Genomic DNA, 18,709 nt, shown 5'->3' with positions numbered 1-18,709 from the left:
GGGCCGGGTGTCGTGGCTCGAGATGGGTGCAGTGGTCCTCGCAGGCGTATGGGCCGGAGGGATCAACACCCTCGTCGGGTCAGGCACGCTCGTGACCTTCCCCGTCCTGCTCGCGCTGGGTGTCCCTGCCGTCACGGCCAATGTCTCCAACTCCATCGGCCTGGTCCCCGGGGGTGTGAGCGGCAGCCTGGGCTACCTGCCCGAGATGAAGGGGATGGGCCGCCGGCTCGCGCAGCTGGCCCCGATGTCGATCCTCGGCGCGATCACGGGAGCCCTGCTCCTGCTGTGGCTGCCGGCGGAAGCCTTCGAGGCGATCGTCCCGGTCCTCATCGGCATCGGCATCCTGCTGGTGATCTTCGGCCCCCGACTCCAGGCCTGGACCAAGGGGCACCACGAGGACGGCGGGCCGATGCCCACCGGTCACCTCGTCGCGCTCATGGCAGGGGTGCTCGTCGCGGGTGTCTACGGCGGATACTTCGGTGCCGCCCAGGGCGTCATCCTCATCGGCCTGCTCTCGGCCCTGTCCACCGAGCCGCTCCAGGCGCTCAACGGGCTGAAGAACGTCCTGGGTCTCGTGGTCAACGCGGTCGGGTCGCTGGTCTTCATCATCACCGCTCCCGAGCTGATCGACTGGCGGATCGCCGGACTCGTCGGCATCGGTGCCGTAGTCGGGGGCATCCTCGGGGCTCGCTACGGACGCCGTCTGCCGCCGAACGCCTTGCGCGCCGTCATCGTCGTCGTGGGCGTGGTGGGCATCGTGAAGTTCGTGTTCTTCCCGTGATCGAGTGGATCGACCCGGTCCTCCTCTGCCTGGGGCTCGTCGTCGCCGTCGGCGCCTTCGTCCAGTCCTCGATCGGCTTCGGGATCGCGGTGGTCTCCGCTCCCTTCGTCGTCGTGCTGCGACCCGACCTCATGCCGACGTCCATGCTCGTGTGCGCCTTCGTCCTGCCCATCCTGCAGCTGGCCTCCGGCCCCCGTGAGATCTCGTGGCGTCCCCTCGGGTGGGCCGTCGGCGCACGCCTGGTCGCAACACCGCTCGGCGTGTGGCTCGTCGCGTCGACGTCCACCGACGTGATCGCCCTCTCAGTGGGAATCCTCATCCTCGTCACGGTCATCGCCTCGGTCGTGGCGGTCGACATCCGACTCACGCGCAGCAACGCGATGGCGGCGGGTGCCATCAGCGGGGTCTCCGGCACAGCAGCCTCCATCGGCGGGCCCTTCTTCGCGCTCGTCCTGCGCCACGAGCCGCCCGACCGGTTGCGGGCCACGCTGGCCGTCTTCTTCATCGCCGGCGCCGTGATGGCCGTCGCCGGTCTCGCCCTGGCGGGCGCCGCGACGTGGGAGCAGGTCCGCGCGGGAGCGATGTGGACCCCCTTCGTCCTGCTCGGTCACCTCGTGGCCGGTCCGGTGAGGCGGCGGTTGCCCGCCGCCGCGGTGCGTCGGGGCGTCCTCGTCTTCTGTGTCGTCGCGAGCGTGAGTGTCATCGCCCGCACGCTCATCTAGCCTCACACCTGTGCCGATCCCCATCACCGACCCCACTGACGAGCGCCTGCGCGACTTCGTCGGGCTGACCGATGTCAAGATGCGCCGCGTCCTCGAGCCGGAGGGTGGGCTCTATCTCGCCGAGAGCGAGAAGGTCATCCGACGGGCACTGGCCGCCGGGCATCGACCACGCGCGATGCTCATGGGCGAGCGGTGGCTGACGGATCTGGCCGACGTGGTCGCGGACGCCGAGGCTGGCGGCGTGCCGGTCTACACCGGCACGGCCGAGATCATCGAGGACATCACGGGGTTCAACCTGCATCGCGGGGCGCTGGCGTCGATGCACCGGCCGGCCGTCAGGCCGCTCGCCGAGGTCCTCGACGGGGCGAGGCGGGTCCTCGTCATCGAGGACGTGGTCGACCACACCAACGTCGGAGCGATCTTCCGGTCGGCGGCTGCGCTCGGGACAGATGCCGTGCTCGTGACACCCCGATGCGCAGACCCGTTGTACCGCAGGGCCATCCGGGTCTCGATGGGGACGGTCTTCCAGGTCCCGTGGACGCGGATCGAGCCGTGGCCGGCGGGGATCGAGGACCTGCGTGCCGCGGGGTTCACCGTCGCCGCCCTGGCCCTCACGGACGACGCGATCAGTCTCGACGAGCTCGCGGCGGACCCGCCAGAGCGGCTCGCGCTCGTCCTCGGGACCGAGGGCGACGGGCTCGCCCACCGCACCCTCGGCCGCGTCGACGTCACGGTGACGATCCCCATGGCCGGGGGAGTGGACTCCCTCAACGTGGCCGCCGCCGGGGCAGTCGCCGCCTGGGAGCTCCGGGTGCGCTGAGCGTGCCGGCTGGTCGCAGCGGACCCGACAGGAGAGAATCGTGCGATGAGCAGCACAGGAGCCTCTCGCCCCACGTTCACCACGACCCGGTTCCGCGAGGGCTATGCCGTCGGTGACGTCGATGCCTTCCTCGACTCGGTCTTCACCGCCATCTCGACCGGGCAGCCTGTGCCTCGCATCGCCACCGCGGTCTTCCGTCCGGTCCGCATGGGGAGCGGCTACGACATGGCGGAGGTCGACGCCTTCCTGGACGAGCTCGAGGCGGGTCTGACGCGCTGACCCTCAGCGCGCGGACACGTCCGTCATACCCCTCAGGCCCGGTAGGTGCCGGTGATGACGGCCCGCCCGATCGTGTGCTGGAGGTAGGTGAAGGCAGCGACGGTGCAGGTCACCGAGTCGTCGATGCCCAGGTCGTCGGTGTCGAGGGCGTGCACGGCGAAGACGTAGCGGTGGGCGACATCGCCCTGCGGCGGAGCGGCCCCACCGAAGGCCTTGGAGCCGAAGTCGGTTGCCGTCATGAAGGCACCCTCGGGCAGCTGCGCGCCACCCTCGGCGCCCCCGCCCTCCGGCAGGGAGGTCGTGCTGGCGGGCAGCCCCACGACGGTCCAGTGCCAGAAGCCGGCGGGGGTGGGCGCGTCGGGGTCGAAGCACGAGACGGCGAAGCTGCGGGTGCCCTCGGGGGCCCCGGTCCAGGCGAGCTGAGGGCTGCGGTTGCCACCGCTGAAGCCCCAGTCGTCGAAGACCTGGGCATCGGCGAGCGGGCCGCCGTCGGTGAAGCTCTCGCTCGTCACCTCGAAGGGGGCCGTGGCGGGCAGCAGGTCGTAGGGAGCCGGTGCGGTCGGTCGCGTGAGATCCATGGATCCGACCCTAGGACGTGAGGATCGTGCGTCAAGCGCTCGTCCAGTGGGCCGGTCGGCGCACGAGTCGGTCGAGGAGACGCTGGACCTCGGCGGCATGGTCGTCGGTGAGCCCGCTGTGCACGCACCCGGACGCACGACGGTGGACCGCGAACCGGGTCGCGGTGACGGTCTCGAGCACGGGGCCAGAGCGGGTCCGGTTGGCGTGGAGGGCCGCTTTCACGCAAGGTGGACGTCATGCTCCATGGACGACGACCGCCCCACGACTACCTCGGCACCGTGATCGGCACGCCTGACCCGAGGGGGTTGGCGCGCTTCTACGCGGAGGTCCTCGGGTGGCGGATCCAGAACGACGAGGAGGACTGGGCGACCATCGCGCCGGAACGCGCCCACGTCTACCTGGGCTTCCAGCTCGAGCGGGAGCACGTCATGCCGGCCTGGCCCGCCCTGCCGGGCGACCAGCAGATGCAGATGCACCTGGACATCGAGGTCAGCGATCTCGACGTGGCCGTCGAGTCCGCGCTACGCCTCGGTGGGCGACTGTCGGAGCACCAGCCGCAGGAGGAGGTCCGGGTCCTGATCGACCCGTCGGGGCACCCCTTCTGCCTCTATGTCGGCGCTGCTGAGGTGGCTGCGGAGACCCCGTGACGGGCGGATTTCTCACTCTCGACATCCGCGTGTAAAGTTTCACGTCGTTGCCCCGGTGGTCCCAAAAGACTGCCGGATGCACCACTCGTCCGGGTGGCGGAATTGGCAGACGCGCTAGCTTGAGGTGCTAGTGCCCGTATTAGGGCATGGGGGTTCAAGTCCCCCCTCGGACACAGAGAGTCGCTCACGAAACTGTGAGCGTGGGTTCACGAAACCTCGGTCAGATCTTCGATCTGGCCGAGGTTTCGTGCTGTTCAGGGCCTTTTGGTGCTGAGTAGCTGTTTGGGAACGACGAAGGCCCCGCCGGGTGGACGGGGCCTTCGGCATGAGTGCCTCGCCCGTGTGGGTGCGTGCCTCGGTCCAGCGGCGCAGGCACGCGGCAGACGCAGGCTCTGTGGCGGTCGGTGGCCCGCGACCTGCGGGAGCGGTTCGGGTGGAGCCTGTCCGCGCAGTCCCTGTACAGGCGCAGTGGGGTGGTGCCGCCTCCCGATGGCAGGGAGGGCCCGAGGCGCTGGTGGTGGGCGGCGACGATCGACGACTGGGCAGCACAGGTAGAACTGCACTGGTGCGAGGTATGTCGGCACGCCTTCATCACGTCGGGAGGGTTGAAGGAGCACTGGACGCGCGTGCACGAGGGCTGAGCCTCTCGTCACAGACGAGGCTCTCGTCCTGCAGGTCGCCTCTTCTTGTGGTCGTATGGTCGCGAAAGTGGCTCGATCTGAATCCGCTGGCGAGGGGGTCGCCGGAAGTGCTGCCCCTTCGTGAGTGGATCACGGTGTGAGTTCAAGACGTGAGTCAGGGGGGCGTGCATCTGCCCCTTGGGTTTGAGGAGCAGATGATGAACACGCGACGAGCAATGAGCACGGCGTTGGCCTTGGTCGCCAGTGGGGTGCTGCTGACCGGGTGCGGTTCCGACCCCGATCAGCCGACCGACACGGCCGCGACGTCTTCGAGCAGCTCGAGCACGTCATCGACCTCAAGCTCGGCTACCACACCAGCGGACCCGAACGCCGCTCGAGCGATCCAGGCGGTCAAGGGCCTTGAAGCGACCTCGGACAAGCTCTATACGACCCCGTCGATGAGCAACGGTGAGTTCGGAGCGTATGCGACGGGGGATGTGTTCAAGCAGCGGTCGTACTCGCTGTCCCAAGCCCGCTCTGCGGGGGAAGAATGGGAGGGGAAGACAAAGGTAGAGGTGCTGACCGTGACCGAGCGTTCAGACACCAGGCAGATGGTCGTCGCTTGCCTCGACCTAACGCGCGTGTCTGCGACCGACTCGTCGGGTCAGCCGATGGACCTGGGTAAGCGCTACAGGCAGGAATACACGGTCGACAAGAGCGATGGTCCAGGACAGGACGGCAAGTGGCGAGTGTCTGCGGAGAAAGCCACCACGGAATGCTGATGCTTCGGACGGCTGCGACGCTGTCTGTATCAGTTGTCTTGTTGTCGGGTGCGGCGATTGGATACGCATCCACGTCCGAGAGACCTGCTGATTGCACAGCAAACGAGGTGTACGACAAAGGCACGTGTCGTCTTGTTATCCCACTGGAGGAGGAACGGACTGAGGACCGGCCGGGCGAGACGGAGAAGGCGCAGGACGGTTCGACTCGACCGGCGAGTCAGTCTAGGAATGCTTCGACCGCCAAGCCGGTGTGTCGTGACGACGGGAAGGTCATCCCCTGTGTGCAGAAGGGGACTGGCGCGTGGTGGTCTGCCTCGGCTGGGTGTTATGTCAGCGCGATGGCCTCGCCGCCACCGAAGTCGGCCGGGGTGTGGCAGGGGAATACGAACGGTGCGATCTACTCGTGTCTGGTCGACAGTGCTGGGGGGATGACCGTTGGTGGTCCAGGCGACGGTGCTATGCGCAACCGGATCTTCTGGTCGGCCACGCCTCCGGATGGGTCTGAGGCGGTGACTCGTCTGCCGAATGCGCGCACCTTGGCCGACCAGGCGATCGCGCTGATGAAGTTGCGCGCTCCGAAGCTCGGGATCGCGCCCAAGGACGCGCCGGGCAGTGTCGGCCTTGTGGGGTTGCCGGTGTGGATGTGGGTGGAGGACGCTGGCAAGCACACCATGGGCCCGGTCACCGCGTCGGCGTCCTCGGGTGGCCACACGGTCACTGCGAACGCGAAGGTCACGAAGCTGACGTGGGACATGGATGACGGCACGACGGTCACCTGCACCGGCAAGGGCACGAAGTACGACACGTCGTTCGGGGTGACCGAGTCCCCGGACTGTGGGCACATGTACGACGCGATGGGCGAGTACGACGTGTCGGTGACTGCCACCTGGAGCATCGCGTGGTCCGGGTTGGGGCAGTCGGGCACCATCCCGATGGAGCTTGAGCGGTCGACGACCATCCGCATCGGTGAAGCGCAGGCCGTCGTGACCTCGACGGGCTGAGCAAGGGAGGGCAGGGGATGAGCACGGGGGTTTCGCACGGCGCGGACACGGATCGTCTGCGGTCGGTGGCGCAGGGCCTGTCGGGGTCTGCGCGGACTGTGCTGCAGGTGCAGCATTCGGGGACGTCGTCGATGGGTGCGCTGGTCGAGTCGTGGGCGGGTCCGGACACGGAGGTCTTCGCGGCTGACTGGCAGCAGTCAGTGGAGGTGTTGGCGGCTGCGGCGGAGCGGTTGTCGACGCTGGCGATGCTGTTGGTCGAGCAGGCCGAGCAGCAGGATCAAGGTTCACGCGGGTCGGGTCGCGGCGGTCCCGGGACGGTGGAGAGGCCCTTGGATGTGCGAGACGTCCTGGGTGATCTCGCAGCCCCGCTGAGCCCACCGCGGCTGCCGTGGGTGAACGCCAGCACGGCGTTGCCGCCGTCGATGCCGTTCGCGGACAACCCGGTCAGCCGATGGTTGACGGATGTCCGGAAGAAGTTCGGTCGGTTCGGTATCCCGATGCCGCCTGCGCCTGGGGAGGTGCTCGACGGAGCGAACGACTGGTGGCGCCGCGAGGTGATCTTCACCGACCAGGGCGCTGATGTCCTCGACGGGATCGACGGTGCTGCTGACTGGGTGGAGCGCGTTCCTGAGCTGGGGTACTCCATCCCGGTCCCCGGGTCCTTCTTCGCGATCCCCGTCGACAATCCGTTGAGTCGTAAGGGCGCGCAGTACGCGGCTGACGAGATCAGGTCCTACGGCGACATGGCTGAGGACCCCTTGGGGTATGTGAAGAACGAGCTGAGCACGAACGCTGGCCGGGCCGGGCTGGCGGCCGGTGTCTTGCTGGGGCCGTTGGGTCACAGCCTGCGTCACCCCATCGGGGATGCGGTGGAAGGGGTCGCGAAGCATCTTCCGGGCATACACACACCGGTCAGGCGCATCGGTTCCTACGAGATCCCAGATCATGCCGTGCGAGTGGACAGCGGGAAGAAGTTCGCGTGGAACAAGGACTTGAACAACCCGGAGCCGAACAGCACCTATGTCGTGGACAACCGGTTCGTGTACGTCACCGACGAGCAGGGTCGGATCGCGGAAGCCCATGGTGTCCTGACGGATGAGAAGGGGCACCGCAATGGGTACCAGCAACGCACGGCCGGCGGGAGTGACCGGTTGCCGGGCGACCAGGGTGGACATATCTTCGGCAGGGGCGTGGGAGGGCCGGGGGAGGGCATCAACCAGTGGGCGATGTCGAGGCAGGCCAACCAGTCCGACTACGCGCGTCTGGAGCGCCAGTGGATGACGTTGCTGAAGGAGAACCCGCCCCCGACCATCGAGTCCAAAGTCGTCCCGGTCTACTCAGGAGACTCCAAACGCCCCGACAATTTCATGGTCGAATGGACCAAGAACGGCCAACGGCAAGAACGAGTGATGATCCGAAACAAGTGAGGAGGCGCGATGGACATTGTGCAGGTGGGGCAGATGCAGGAGGCGATCGTGCGTGACCTCGCGGAGCAAGCTCCGCCGGGATGGACTCAGGTGAGGGTGGCGGCCACATCGATCGATGGCTTCATGCAGTTCTCAGCCCTGGGGTATGTGCCTGGTGAAGAACCTGACGTCATGTGGCCGGACACGGCAACCATCGTCACGTCGGATCTGAGCGAGGCAATGTACGAGCCGGGCAAGGGCACGTGGTTCTCGATGGAATGCACGGTCGAGCCCGCTGGGGAGTATCACTTCACGTTCAACTACGACCAGCCCGCCTCGTTCGGGGATCGTGAGCCCGCAGAGGAGTCGTGGATCAATGATCTGCGTCGTTACCCGCGTGACTGGGACAACATCCCGGACTGGCACTTGGTGAAGCAGCGCTACACCGAGGACGAGTGGCTCGCCAGCGTCCAACGGTACAAGGAGTGGCTCGACAGCGACGACGAGAAGCCGTTCCAAGGCTGACCGAGTGGGGTGTGCTTTCAGCCGCCTCGGGCACCGGTGGGTCCTATCAGTGCGCGGGGCGTGGTCAGGGCACGAAGCCGTTCCCCTCGCACCAAGCAGCGAGCAACTCGTTCAGTCGCTGGGCGCCCACCGCGGTCCCGCGAGGTTCGAGAGACTCGAAGCCGTCCCTTGCCGGATGGCACTCCGGTGAGGGTCAGGGCCACGGACTACGACCAGAAGGTGCTCGAGGTGTTCGTGCGGAAGGATTCCATGGGGGACGATGATTGGGCTGCCGTCGATCGCGCGCGGGCCAGTGCCAAGACGAAGGGAATCTTCGGGGAGGTCAAGGAGTGGCCGTGAAGCAGCGGGTCAGCATCTACAAGCATGGTGAGGACGTCCTCATCGGTGTCAACACCTTCTTCGCATCTCATCCGGGTTCGACAGACACCACCATCTGCGAGTTGCTGCACGCCCCGGACGACGAGACCTTGGGTGGCACGGTGCTGCGCTTGTTGGACCAGTCGGGGATCCTCGACCTGGCGTTGATCGCGAAGGGCTCTCCGGGGCGTTCGTATGCAGCTGCCACGTTGGGGCTGCCGTCGGACACGGTCCTGACCACGGAGGCAGTCTGCGTAGACGTCACTCGTCGCGGCCAGCGGTTGATCCTCGAGCCGTCGATTTCCGACGGTGCCGGAGGAGGATTTGAAGGGGGTCTAGAGCCGGTCGTGGTCGACGAACCCGCGGAAGCTGGGGTCGTGGGGCACGTAGTTCGAGAGTGCGCCACCCGCGCTCAGGAGGCCAGTGCCGGTGTCCTGCGTCCGGCCGGGTCGTGGCGGGGGCAGCAGGCAGGTGCTGGGTCGATCCCTTCCGAGGGTGTGGTCACGGCCCGTCGTGCCCACAGTGGATGGTCGGTGACAGCTCGTATTGATGCTCGCGGGGGTGGACAGTCCGGTGTGGCGTCGTCGAGTGTTGGCTACGTCGCCAGAGAGGGCTCGCTGACGCGTCTGGGTCAGGTGGTTGTCGAGGTGCTGGATCAGGCCCACGGGCGCGACCTGCAGCCAGGCGATGAGGACCCGGCCGGTGGCGAGCGTCAGGTGCTTGTCGAGGCAGACGAGTCCGGCTTGACGATCTACCCGCAGGCGATCAGTGTCGACACGGGGGTGTGGGATTTTCCCGCTCACCAGGATGTGCGGACCCTTCCGCGGCAGGCGTCGTTAGCAGACATCGGCCAGGCGGTTTCTTTGGCGGCGGAAGAGGCGGCTGACTGGTGACGCCTGCAGTCGAGGTGTAGCAGCCGGCTTGTCGAGCGTGATGGTTGAGGTGACGTGCCCGCTTTGGAGGAGTCATCCACCCGCCAGCAGGCCGGGGCGTGTGTCGACCTCTCCCTCGATGGAATGCACGGTCGAGCCCGCTGGGGAGTATCATTTCACGTTCAACTACGACCAGCCCGCCTCGTTCGGTGACCGTGAGCCCGCAGAGGAGTCGTGGATCAATGATCTGCGTCGTTACCCGCGGGACTGGGACAACATCCCCGGACCGGACTGGCACTTGGTGAAGCAGCGCTACACCGAGGACGAGTGGCTCGCCAGCGTCCAGCGGTACAAGGAGTGGCGCGAGAGCGACGACAAGAGGCCGTTCCAGGGCTGACCGAATTGAGTGCTTGCAGGCCGCCAAGCGGCAGGCCGGTGGCCCTGTCACAGTGACGACCCAGTGTTCGCTGCGGGATCTCACACACCATCAGGACGCCTGCTTGCTGGCGCCCTGCGTCGCCCGTGAGTGGACCGCCATACGCTCCGGCATTCATCGTCGTCGCACCGCGAGTTTGGCTGCCACGCCCACGGTGGCGTTGGCGCTTCGGCGCGACCGCGCGACTAGGCGACGTGCTCCTCGTACTCGCGGTCCCCGCGGAAGGGCATCAGCGTCTGGGCGACGAGTCCGCGGGGCACGGTCTCGAGCTTGAGCACGCCGTACTCCTGCGGCCAGCTGCCGTCACGCGGGAGCTTGAAGCTGCCCATGAGCATGTCCACGATCGGCAGGTGAATGGCGTAGTTGCGGTCCCAGTAGTCGACGTGACGGGCGTGGTGCCAGTGGTGGTAGCGGGGGAGCACCACGAGGTACTCGAGCCAGCCGAAGCGCACCCCGATGTTGGCGTGCGCTACGACCGCCTGCAGCCCGACGAGGATGACGTAGGCGTTGATGGCAGCGGTGGAGAAGCCCAGCACCATCAGCGGCAGGAGCACGATGCTGCGAGTGAGCACCGTCTCGACGAGGTGGACGCGCGACCCGGCCAGCCAGTCCAGGTCGCGGCTGGAGTGGTGCACCGCGTGGAAGCGCCACAGCGTCTTGATCCGGTGGTAGGCCCGGTGCAGCGTGGCCTGCGCGAGGTCGGCGGCGAAGACCGCGAGGAGGAACTGCGCCCACAGGGGGAAGCCGATGACGACCTCCTTGACCGGGTCGATCGCGATGGCCGCCGCGACCGTGGTCGTCGTGGTCGTCACGACGATGAGGATGAACTGAACGAGGACGTGGCTGAGGAAGAAGTAGCAGACGTCCGTGCGCCAGCCGGCCCGCAGGATGGCGTGCGGTCGGTGGGCCAGGTAGTGCTCGAGGGGGATGAAGACCACGGCCGAGAAGAACAGCGACAGGATGAACCAGTCGACGCCCAGCGAGTAGGGGGTCGCTGCCACCTTGTCCATGGGGACGGCGGCACCGCCGAGGAAGACGGCGAGTGACGCCGCGACAAGACCGATGAGAGCGATCCGCCGGCGCTGACCGGCCAGGATGGCCACGGTGCCCACGAGGAAGGTCGCGACGAACCCGAAGAGCAGCAGACCGCGGGCGAAGTCGGAGGTGTAGACGCTCCGGAACTCCTGACTGGTCAGCACCTCGGGGTAGTGGAAGCACAGCACGGCCAGCAGACACAGGACGCCGAACCAGGCAGCGGCGTGCGGCAGGAGGCGACGGTCGGTGGAGAGCATGGCCCGAGCGTACGAATCCCACGGAGCCCACCGCCTGAGGTGCCGTACTCAAACCGGGGCCTCGAGACGCCCGCTGCGCGGGCTCCTCGGCCAGCGTTGATGGACGTGCTGGGCGGGCTCCTCGGCCAGCGTTGGTGCACCCCCTTCGCGGGGATAGAGTTCGACGGTGCCCGACCGGGCACCTCGCACCGTCCCACAGGAGTTCCCCGTGTCTGCCCAGATCACCATCAACGTCGCCGGAGATGAGCGATCGGTGGACCAGGGCACTACCGCCGCGGACCTCTTCGAGGGTGACCGCGCGGTGCTCGTCGCTCGCGTCAACGGCGAGCTGCGCGACCTGGCCCACGAAGTTGCCGTCGGCGACGTCGTCGAGGCCGTCACGGCCGCGGAGCAGGACGGACTCGACGTGCTGCGCCACTCCACCGCCCACGTGCTCGCCCAGGCCGTCCAGCAGATCAACCCGTCCGCCAAGCTCGGGATCGGCCCGCCGATCCGTGACGGTTTCTACTACGACTTCGACGTCGAGGAGCCTTTCACCCCCGAGGACCTCAAGGCCCTCGACAAGGCGATGCAGCGGATCATCAACGAGGGCCAGACCTTCGTGCGCCGCGAGATCAGCGACGACGATGCTCTCGTCGAGCTGAGCGACGAGCCGTACAAGTGCGAGCTCATCGGCCTCAAGGGCGGTGCATCCGAGGACGCCGCCGAGGGCGCGTCCGTCGAGGTCGGTGGTGCCCAGCTGACGATCTACGACAACGTGCGTCGCGACGGCACCCGCGCCTGGGGCGACCTGTGCCGGGGGCCCCACGTGCCGAGCACCAAGGTCATCGGCAACGCCTACAAGGTGATGCGCAGCGCCGCCGCCTACTGGCGCGGCAGCGAGAAGAACAAGCAGCTGCAGCGCGTCTACGGCACGGCGTGGCCCACCAAGGACGAGCTGAAGGCCTACCTCGACCGCCTCGCCGAGGCCGAGAAGCGTGACCACCGCAGGCTCGGCCGCGAGCTGGACCTCTACTCCTTCCCCGACGAGATCGGCTCCGGCCTGCCCGTCTTCCACCCCAAGGGCGGTGTCATCAAGCGCGAGATGGAGGACTACGTCCGCGCCCGGCACATCGAGGAGGGCTTCGAGTACGTCGGGACCCCCCACATCGCCAAGGAGCAGCTCTTCCACACCTCGGGCCACCTGCCCTACTACGGCGAAGGGATGTTCCCTGCCCTCGACGTCGACGGCATGGACTATCGCCTCAAGGCGATGAACTGCCCGATGCACAACCTCATCTACCGCAGCAAGCAGCGCTCCTACCGTGAGCTGCCGTTGCGGCTCTTCGAGTTCGGCCACGTCTACCGCCACGAGAAGTCGGGTGTCATCCACGGACTGACCCGTGTGCGCGGCTTTGCCCAGGACGACAGCCACTCCTATGTCACCAAGGAGCAGGCACCGGACGAGATCCGCCACCTCCTGGACTTCGTGCTGTCACTGCTGCGCGACTTCGGCCTCGATGACTTCTACCTCGAGCTGTCCACGCGTGACGAGGACGGCGACAAGAGCGACAAGTTCATCGGCTCCGACGCGGACTGGGCCGAGGCGACCCAGGTCCTCGAGGACGTCTGCCGTGAGACCGGGCTCGAGCTCGTCCCGGACCCGGGTGGCGCCGCCTACTACGGCCCCAAGGTCTCGGTGCAGGCGCGCGACGCCATCGGTCGCACCTGGCAGATGAGCACGATCCAGTACGACTTCAACCAGCCCTCGCCGGAGCGCTTCGCCCTCGAGTACCAGGCTGCCGACGGATCCCGTCAGCAGCCGGTGATGATCCACTCGGCGAAGTTCGGCTCGATCGAGCGCTTCGTCGGCGTGCTCGTGGAGCACTACGCGGGCGCCTTCCCCGTCTGGCTCAGCCCCGTCCAGGTCCTCGGGGTCCCGGTCGCCGAGGAGTACAACGACTACCTCTGGGACGTGCTGAAGCAGATGAAGGCCCAGGGGATCCGCGTTGAGCTCGACGACAGCGACGACCGCTTCCCCAAGAAGATCCGCAATGCCAGCAAGTCCAAGGTGCCCTACACGCTCATCGCCGGTGAGGAGGACCGCAGCAACAACGCGGTCTCCTTCCGCTACCGCGACGGCTCCCAGGAGAACGGCGTGCCGATCCAGATCGCGATCGAGCGGGTGCTCGCCGCGATCGGGTCCAAGGACCAGGTCATGTCGGCGCCCAGCCTGACCAACCCGGGCCCGGATGCCCGTCCCGCCGGGACGATCTGACGACCCGAGCCGCTAGGTTGCCGTCATGGACGTGAACCAGCGCCCCGTGCACCTGCGCCCCGTCGAGCGCGAGGACGCCTTCTCGCTGGCAGCCCTGCGCCTGCAGCAGGACAAGGAGCTCGACCGAGCGACGCGCGAGGGGTTCGTCGGTGAGTACGCCGACGCCTTCCTCGAGGACTTCACCACCTATCGCGGGTGGCTGGCGGAGCAGGGCGACGGCCGCCCCGTCGGATGTCTGCTCGCGCTGCGCGTGCGCAAGCTGCCGACGCTCGCCCGCACGGGGCGGCCGGAGTGGTGGTACGTCCAGCAGGTCTTCGTCTCGACCGACCGTCGCCGTGAGGGCATCGGCCGTCGCCTCGTCCACGCTGCCCAGGAGGCCGCGGGCGCGGAGCGGGTGCGGTGGCTGCGGCTCAACGCCAGCGACGCCGGCGCGCCGCTCTTCGACGCGATGGGCTTCGGTGACCCGATGGACCGCCTGCGCGAGTGGGTGCCGGGCCACGCCCCCTGAGGGAGCCCCGAGGCCGTGGCGTCAGGCGCCGTGGAGCGACATCTTGGCTCCGGTGATGCGGCGCTGCTCGTCGAAGGTGAAGTCGACCGTTCCCGTCTCGTCCGACAGCAGGACGTGCTCGCCGTCCTCGGTGACGGTGAATCCGGGGCGGTGCTCCGCCAGTCCCAGGACCGACGAGCGGTGATCGGTGATGTTGCCGGCACTGAGGACGTACTCCAGGCGGGCGGCGACCTGCATCAGCTCGGGCTCGGGGACGTCGAGGCCCTCGAGGACGAAGACCAGCCGGGTTCCCTGACCGGCGTTGACCGTGTAATAGGGGGAGAGGCGAGTTGCCTCGACGGCCACGTAGCCGACGAGGTGCGCCAGCTGGATGACGGCCTCGGCGATGTCTTCACCCGGCTCGAAGGGCAGCTCGGGTGTCGTGAGATCGGTGATGCCGTAGCGCTCACCGAGGGCCTTGACCCGGGCCGCCACCTCGCCGCCGCCCAGAGGGTGGGCCCAGCCCCACAGCATCGAGCGGGGTCCGGGGGCGACCGAGGCGATGAGATGGGCGGTGGCGTCGAGCGAGCGCTCTGCGCCGACGAAGCGGAGCGTGCCCTCCTCGAGGTCTCCCTCGAAGCGGTGCTCGCCGAGCTGCTCCTCGAGGTACTCGCCGAAGAGGGTCTGCTTGAGGTTGGCATAGAAGGCGGCGCGGTTGGCGACATCCTGAAGTCCCGGGTGCATGTCCACCATGCTGCCGGACCGCACAGCGTCCGTCGTGACGAAGGGGGGAGGACCCTCCCTTCGTCATCGGCCGTGACAGGATCGGCCCCATGACCGAGCCGCACGACCCCCAGCTCGAGGACGAGCGATCCTTCGCCGGTGTCCCGGACGGCTTCGACCGGCTGTGGACTCCTCACCGGATGGCCTACGTGACGGGGGAGCGGCCCAGCGACGAGGCCGGGGACGGGTGCCCCTTCTGCGCCGCACCGGGCAAGGAGGACGCCGAGGGACTGGTCGTCCACCGAGGCGAGACCTGCTTCGTCGTCATGAACCTCTTCCCCTACAACGCCGGTCACGTGCTCATCTGCCCCTACCGGCACGTCTCCCTCTACATCGACCTCACGGACGAGGAGACGGCAGAGTTCACGGCGCTGACCAAGACCGCGATCCGGGTGCTGCAGAAGACGTCCAACCCGCACGGCTTCAACCTCGGGATGAACCAGGGGGCCGTGGCCGGCGCGGGAGTGGCCGCACACCTGCACCAGCACGTCATCCCTCGCTGGGGTGGCGACATGAACTTCCTGCCGATCATCGCCCAGACCAAGGCCCTGCCGATCCTCCTCGAGGACGCCCGGGCGGCGCTCGTGGCTGCTTGGCCGACGGATGGTGACTGAGCGGGACATCACCGCGAGCCGTTCGGGAGGAGCGGCGCGTCGCAGTTACTCTTGACGCGAGATGCTCAATCGATACGCACGCGCCGCGGCCACCCGGATCCTGACTCCCGTGGCGAAGTTCCTCATTCGTCTCGGCCTCAGTCCCGACGCGGTGACGATCCTCGGCACGCTCGGTGTGTGCCTTGGCGCGTTGGTCTTCTTCCCGCGGGGTGAGCTGCTGATCGGCGTGCTCGTCATCACCGCCTTTGTCTTCTCCGACACCCTCGACGGTGTCATGGCGCGACTGCTCGGCCGTACGAGCAAGTGGGGCGCCTTCCTCGACTCGACGCTCGACCGCGTCGGGGACGCGGCGATCTTCTCCGGGCTGGCCATCTGGTTCTTCCAGGGTGGCGACGATCGGGTGATGGCGTGGCTCGCGTTGGGCTGTCTCATCCTTGGCAGCGTCGTCTCCTACGCCCGCGCCCGTGCCGAGGGGCTGGGGATGACCGCGAGCGTCGGTATCGCCGAACGTGCGGACCGCCTCGTCGTGGCCCTCGTGACGACCGGTCTGGTCGGTCTGGGTCTGCCCGAGGTCGTCCTCAAGGTCGTCCTCGCCCTGCTCTTCGTCGCCAGCGCCGTCACGATCATGCAGCGCGTGTTGTTCGTGCGTCAGCAGTGCCTCGACGCCGAGGCCGACGCGGCGACCCCCACGCCGTGACCCGGGTACGTCGTCTGGCCACGGTCTGGGGCTTCCTGCTGGCCTGGCGGGTGTTGCGGCTGCTGCCGGCCGGCCTGACCTACCGCCTCTTCGACCTGGCCGCTGACCGGACCCACGCCGGCAACGGTTCGTCGGTCCAGCGGCTGCGGGCCAACTACGCCCGGATCCGCCCCGAGCTGAGCCCTGCCGAGCTCGAGGACCTCACGGCGAAGGGGGTGCGTGCCGCCCTTCGCTACTACGTCGAGGCCTTCCGTCTGCCGGCCATCGCCGGTGACCACGTCGACTCCGTCGTCCGCTACGAGGGGGCCATGCCCCAGATGAAGGCGGACCTGCTGGCAGGACGACCGGTGCTGGCGTTCTTGGGGCACACCGGCAACTGGGACCTCGCGGGCGTCTGGTGCGCCCGCCACCTGGGAACCGTGGTCACCGTCGCCGAGCGGCTGGAACCCGAGGAGATGTTTCAAGCCTTCCTCGACTACCGCGAGGGTCTGGGCATGGTGATCCACCCGGCCGAGCACGGGACCTTCGCCAGGCTGCGCGCACAGCTCGCGACCGGCGAGCCTGTCGTCATGCCGCTGCTGGCAGACCGGGACCTGTCCGCCAGTGGGGTCGAGGTCGACCTGTGCGGGCACCGAGCCCGTATGGCCGCCGGCCCCGCTGCCCTCGCCGTCGAGAGCGGTGCGCCGCTCTATCCCGTCACCCTGCGCCACGAGCGGGTCGGTCGCACGTGGGGCATGGTCATCACCATCCACGACGCGGTGGACGTTGCGCCGCAAGGCAGCCCGGACGCTGTCGCTCGCACCACCCAGGCGTGCGCCGACGCCTTCGGCTCGGCGCTCGTCGCACACACGCAGGACTGGCACATGATGCAGCGGGTCTTCGTCGACGACCTCGATCCCGCGCGGGATGCTGCCAGGACGGAGGCAGCATGAAGATCGGTCTGGTCAGTCCTTACTCCTTCGACGTGCCCGGCGGCGTCCAGTTCCACATCCGGGACCTGGCCGAGTACCTCATCAGGAACGGCCACGAGGCATCGGTGCTCGCCCCCGCGGACGAGGGGACGGACCTGCCGCCCTATGTCGTGCCGGCGGGCCGAGCGGTCCCGATCCGCTACAACGGCTCGACCGCGCGACTGCTCTTCGGGCCGGTGGCGGCGGCCAAGGTCGGGCGGTGGTTGGACGAGGGTGACTTCGACGTCATCCACATCCACGAGCCGCTCGCGCCCAGCCTGTCGTTGCTCGCGCTGTGGGCCGCGACCAGCCCGGTGGTGACGACCTTCCACACCTCCAACGTCCGTTCCCGGGTCATGCAGGCCACCTACCCGCTGCTGCGACCCTCCCTGGAGAAGATCCGCGGGCGCATCGCCGTCTCCGAGGACGCGCGCCGCACCGTCACGACCCACATCGGCGGCGACGCGGTCGTCATCCCCAACGGCGTCGACACCGCAGCCTTCGCCCGGGCCACCGGGGACCCCCGGTGGGTCGGCGGTCCCGGCAGTCCCACCATCGTCTTCCTCGGACGCATCGACGAGCCCCGCAAGGGCCTGCCGGTACTGGCCGCTGCCATGCCGGCCATCCTCGATGCCGTGCCGGGAGCCCGACTGCTCGTCGTGGGCCCGGGCGGCACGGAGGCGGCCAGAGCCAAGCTCCCCGAGCGGGTCCGGGCCGCCACCGAGTTCCTCGGGGCGCTCTCCGACGAGGACAAGGCCTCGGCGCTGGCGTCCGCGGACCTCTACATCGCGCCGCACACCGGCGGAGAGAGCTTCGGCATCGTGCTCGTCGAGGCGATGGCTGCCGGTGCGCCGGTCCTGGCCAGCGACCTGGCTGCCTTCCAGCGGGTGCTCGACGGTGGCCGCGCCGGGATGTCCGGTGCGCTCTTCGCCAACGGCCGCTCCGAGGACCTCTCCGCTCGTGCGGTGGAGCTGCTGCGGGACCCGGCCCGGTTGCAGGTGCTCAGCGACCTCGGACGTCAACGAGCCCAGACCTTCGACTGGCAGGTCGTGGCCAAGGAGATCCTTGCGGTCTACGACACCGTCGCCGATGCCGGGTCCCACCACCGCGAGGTCACCCGCCTGCGACCCGGACTCGAGCGCCGCACCGGGGGAGGGCCCGCATGACCGTCATCAGCTGGATCGTCGTCGTCATCTGTCTGCTCGTGATCATGGCCTGGTACCTCTCCTACAGCGCAGCGCGGCTCGACCGGCTGCACGCCAAGGTCGAAGGCGCGCTGTCTGCCCTCGACGCCCACGTCGTGCGGCGGGCCGAGGCCGGCCTCGAGCTGGCCAACTCCGGTGCCATCGACCCCGCGAGCGGCTTCCTGCTCGCAGCGGCCGCGAGCGAGTCCCTCGAGCGGGTCAACGAGCGGACCTTCGAGTCCGATCTCCTCGAGGGCCAGCACTTCGCCGGACGGGAGACCGTCGAGAGCGAGCTGACCGAGGTGCTCCATGCGGCGCTGCCACCGGAGGTCTCCGGCGACATCGAGGCGAAGGGGGGAGTCGGCGCGGCTGCGCTGGAGCGGGTCCGCGAGGCCGGCCTGCGCGTGCAGCTCGCCCGGCGCTTCCACAATGAGGCCGTCAAGGAGGTCCAGCGGGTGCGGGCCAAGCGCGTGGTGCGGCTCTTCCGCCTGGCCGGCTACGCGGACCTGCCGCAGACCGTCGAGTTCGACGACGCCCAGATCGGCAGCTGAACCGGACCACTCGTCAGCCGGCCGGGTGACGACGTCGCGGTGCGGGTGGCGAGGCCCTCGCCAGAAG

The 18,709-nt window shown here is 68.3% G+C and carries 22 protein-coding genes and 1 tRNA gene; 19 read left to right on the top strand and 4 right to left on the bottom strand.

Going from position 1 to position 18,709, the window contains the following annotated elements; all coding sequences use genetic code 11:
- The first annotated feature begins 7 nt into the window (after nucleotides 1-7).
- From ASG73_RS12410 to ASG73_RS12395, 4 genes are read left to right on the top strand one after another with little or no spacing between them, the layout of a single operon-like run.
- On the top strand, nucleotides 8-781 hold the full coding sequence (locus tag ASG73_RS12410) for a sulfite exporter TauE/SafE family protein (protein ID WP_055996077.1): 774 nt from the start codon (nucleotides 8-10) through the stop codon (nucleotides 779-781).
- On the top strand, nucleotides 778-1,503 hold the full coding sequence (locus ASG73_RS12405; RefSeq protein ID WP_055995535.1) for a sulfite exporter TauE/SafE family protein: 726 nt from the start codon (nucleotides 778-780) through the stop codon (nucleotides 1,501-1,503). The genes ASG73_RS12410 and ASG73_RS12405 overlap by 4 nt, the downstream gene beginning before the upstream one ends.
- Nucleotides 1,504-1,513: 10 nt before the next feature.
- A complete protein-coding gene (locus tag ASG73_RS12400) occupies nucleotides 1,514-2,323 on the top strand; it encodes a TrmH family RNA methyltransferase (protein WP_055995532.1) in 810 nt (269 codons plus the stop codon).
- A gap of 45 nt (nucleotides 2,324-2,368) precedes the next feature.
- Nucleotides 2,369-2,602, top strand: a complete 234-nt coding sequence (locus ASG73_RS12395; RefSeq protein ID WP_055995529.1) for a DivIVA domain-containing protein — start codon at nucleotides 2,369-2,371, stop codon at nucleotides 2,600-2,602.
- A 32-nt stretch (nucleotides 2,603-2,634) separates the two neighbouring features.
- Here ASG73_RS12395 and ASG73_RS12390 read toward each other — a convergent pair whose 3' ends face one another.
- Nucleotides 2,635-3,180, bottom strand: a complete 546-nt coding sequence (locus tag ASG73_RS12390) for a YbhB/YbcL family Raf kinase inhibitor-like protein (RefSeq protein ID WP_055995526.1) — start codon at nucleotides 3,178-3,180, stop codon at nucleotides 2,635-2,637.
- Between the two features lie 31 nt (nucleotides 3,181-3,211).
- Nucleotides 3,212-3,403, bottom strand: a complete 192-nt coding sequence (locus ASG73_RS12385; protein WP_055995523.1) for a hypothetical protein — start codon at nucleotides 3,401-3,403, stop codon at nucleotides 3,212-3,214.
- 14 nt (nucleotides 3,404-3,417) lie between these two features.
- Here ASG73_RS12385 and ASG73_RS12380 point away from each other — a divergent pair, with 14 nt between their 5' ends.
- From ASG73_RS12380 to ASG73_RS12340, 8 genes are all read left to right on the top strand, one after another.
- Entirely contained in the window at nucleotides 3,418-3,828 is a 411-nt protein-coding gene (locus ASG73_RS12380; protein ID WP_055996074.1) for a VOC family protein, read from the top strand.
- An 87-nt stretch (nucleotides 3,829-3,915) separates the two neighbouring features.
- Nucleotides 3,916-4,001 (top strand) — tRNA-Leu (locus ASG73_RS12375).
- A 665-nt stretch (nucleotides 4,002-4,666) separates the two neighbouring features.
- Entirely contained in the window at nucleotides 4,667-5,230 is a 564-nt protein-coding gene (locus tag ASG73_RS12365) for a hypothetical protein (protein WP_156466276.1), read from the top strand.
- Nucleotides 5,231-5,568: 338 nt separating this feature from the next.
- Complete coding sequence (locus ASG73_RS12360) at nucleotides 5,569-6,231, top strand: hypothetical protein (RefSeq protein ID WP_156466275.1); 663 nt, start codon at nucleotides 5,569-5,571, stop codon at nucleotides 6,229-6,231.
- A 17-nt stretch (nucleotides 6,232-6,248) separates the two neighbouring features.
- The gene (locus ASG73_RS12355) at nucleotides 6,249-7,658 is read left to right on the top strand and encodes a DNA/RNA non-specific endonuclease (protein ID WP_055995514.1); all 1,410 of its coding nucleotides are present in this window, start codon (nucleotides 6,249-6,251) and stop codon (nucleotides 7,656-7,658) included.
- Nucleotides 7,659-7,667: 9 nt separating this feature from the next.
- Nucleotides 7,668-8,162: a hypothetical protein gene (locus tag ASG73_RS12350; RefSeq protein ID WP_055995511.1), complete on the top strand. Its 495-nt coding sequence runs from the start codon at nucleotides 7,668-7,670 to the stop codon at nucleotides 8,160-8,162.
- Nucleotides 8,163-8,497: 335 nt separating this feature from the next.
- Nucleotides 8,498-9,412 (top strand): hypothetical protein, encoded by a 915-nt coding sequence (locus tag ASG73_RS12345; protein ID WP_055995507.1) that lies wholly within the window; start codon nucleotides 8,498-8,500, stop codon nucleotides 9,410-9,412.
- Nucleotides 9,413-9,512: 100 nt separating this feature from the next.
- The gene (locus ASG73_RS12340; protein ID WP_055995504.1) at nucleotides 9,513-9,788 is read left to right on the top strand and encodes a hypothetical protein; all 276 of its coding nucleotides are present in this window, start codon (nucleotides 9,513-9,515) and stop codon (nucleotides 9,786-9,788) included.
- Between the two features lie 224 nt (nucleotides 9,789-10,012).
- Here ASG73_RS12340 and ASG73_RS12335 read toward each other — a convergent pair whose 3' ends face one another.
- The gene (locus ASG73_RS12335) at nucleotides 10,013-11,119 is read right to left on the bottom strand and encodes a sterol desaturase family protein (protein ID WP_055995502.1); all 1,107 of its coding nucleotides are present in this window, start codon (nucleotides 11,117-11,119) and stop codon (nucleotides 10,013-10,015) included.
- Nucleotides 11,120-11,327: 208 nt separating this feature from the next.
- Between ASG73_RS12335 and thrS the strand changes: the two genes are divergently transcribed.
- A complete protein-coding gene (gene thrS, locus ASG73_RS12330) occupies nucleotides 11,328-13,376 on the top strand; it encodes a threonine--tRNA ligase (protein WP_055995499.1) in 2,049 nt (682 codons plus the stop codon).
- A gap of 25 nt (nucleotides 13,377-13,401) precedes the next feature.
- Complete coding sequence (locus tag ASG73_RS12325) at nucleotides 13,402-13,884, top strand: GNAT family N-acetyltransferase (RefSeq protein WP_055995496.1); 483 nt, start codon at nucleotides 13,402-13,404, stop codon at nucleotides 13,882-13,884.
- A gap of 21 nt (nucleotides 13,885-13,905) precedes the next feature.
- Here ASG73_RS12325 and ASG73_RS12320 read toward each other — a convergent pair whose 3' ends face one another.
- Nucleotides 13,906-14,607: a DUF6882 domain-containing protein gene (locus ASG73_RS12320; protein WP_156466274.1), complete on the bottom strand. Its 702-nt coding sequence runs from the start codon at nucleotides 14,605-14,607 to the stop codon at nucleotides 13,906-13,908.
- An 89-nt stretch (nucleotides 14,608-14,696) separates the two neighbouring features.
- Here ASG73_RS12320 and ASG73_RS12315 point away from each other — a divergent pair, with 89 nt between their 5' ends.
- The 5 genes from ASG73_RS12315 (at nucleotide 14,697) to ASG73_RS12295 (ending at nucleotide 18,642) form a co-directional block, all read left to right on the top strand.
- Nucleotides 14,697-15,260 carry an HIT family protein gene (locus ASG73_RS12315; protein WP_055995491.1) on the top strand — a complete coding sequence of 188 codons (564 nt, stop codon included), beginning with the start codon at nucleotides 14,697-14,699 and terminating at the stop codon, nucleotides 15,258-15,260.
- 61 nt (nucleotides 15,261-15,321) lie between these two features.
- A complete protein-coding gene (gene pgsA, locus ASG73_RS12310; RefSeq protein ID WP_055995489.1) occupies nucleotides 15,322-15,957 on the top strand; it encodes a phosphatidylinositol phosphate synthase in 636 nt (211 codons plus the stop codon).
- Nucleotides 15,954-16,889 carry a phosphatidylinositol mannoside acyltransferase gene (locus tag ASG73_RS12305; RefSeq protein ID WP_055996071.1) on the top strand — a complete coding sequence of 312 codons (936 nt, stop codon included), beginning with the start codon at nucleotides 15,954-15,956 and terminating at the stop codon, nucleotides 16,887-16,889. Before pgsA ends, ASG73_RS12305 begins: the two co-directional genes overlap by 4 nt.
- Nucleotides 16,886-18,073: a glycosyltransferase family 4 protein gene (locus ASG73_RS12300; protein ID WP_055995486.1), complete on the top strand. Its 1,188-nt coding sequence runs from the start codon at nucleotides 16,886-16,888 to the stop codon at nucleotides 18,071-18,073. Before ASG73_RS12305 ends, ASG73_RS12300 begins: the two co-directional genes overlap by 4 nt.
- A complete protein-coding gene (locus tag ASG73_RS12295) occupies nucleotides 18,070-18,642 on the top strand; it encodes a hypothetical protein (protein ID WP_055995484.1) in 573 nt (190 codons plus the stop codon). Before ASG73_RS12300 ends, ASG73_RS12295 begins: the two co-directional genes overlap by 4 nt.
- Nucleotides 18,643-18,709: the final 67 nt, after the last annotated feature.

Origin of the sequence: Janibacter sp. Soil728 (assembly GCF_001428305.1) — a bacterium.
GTDB lineage: Bacteria > Actinomycetota > Actinomycetes > Actinomycetales > Dermatophilaceae > Janibacter.
The sequence above is the reverse complement of the archived record's forward strand: the minus strand, read 5'-3'. Positions and strand labels throughout refer to the sequence as shown.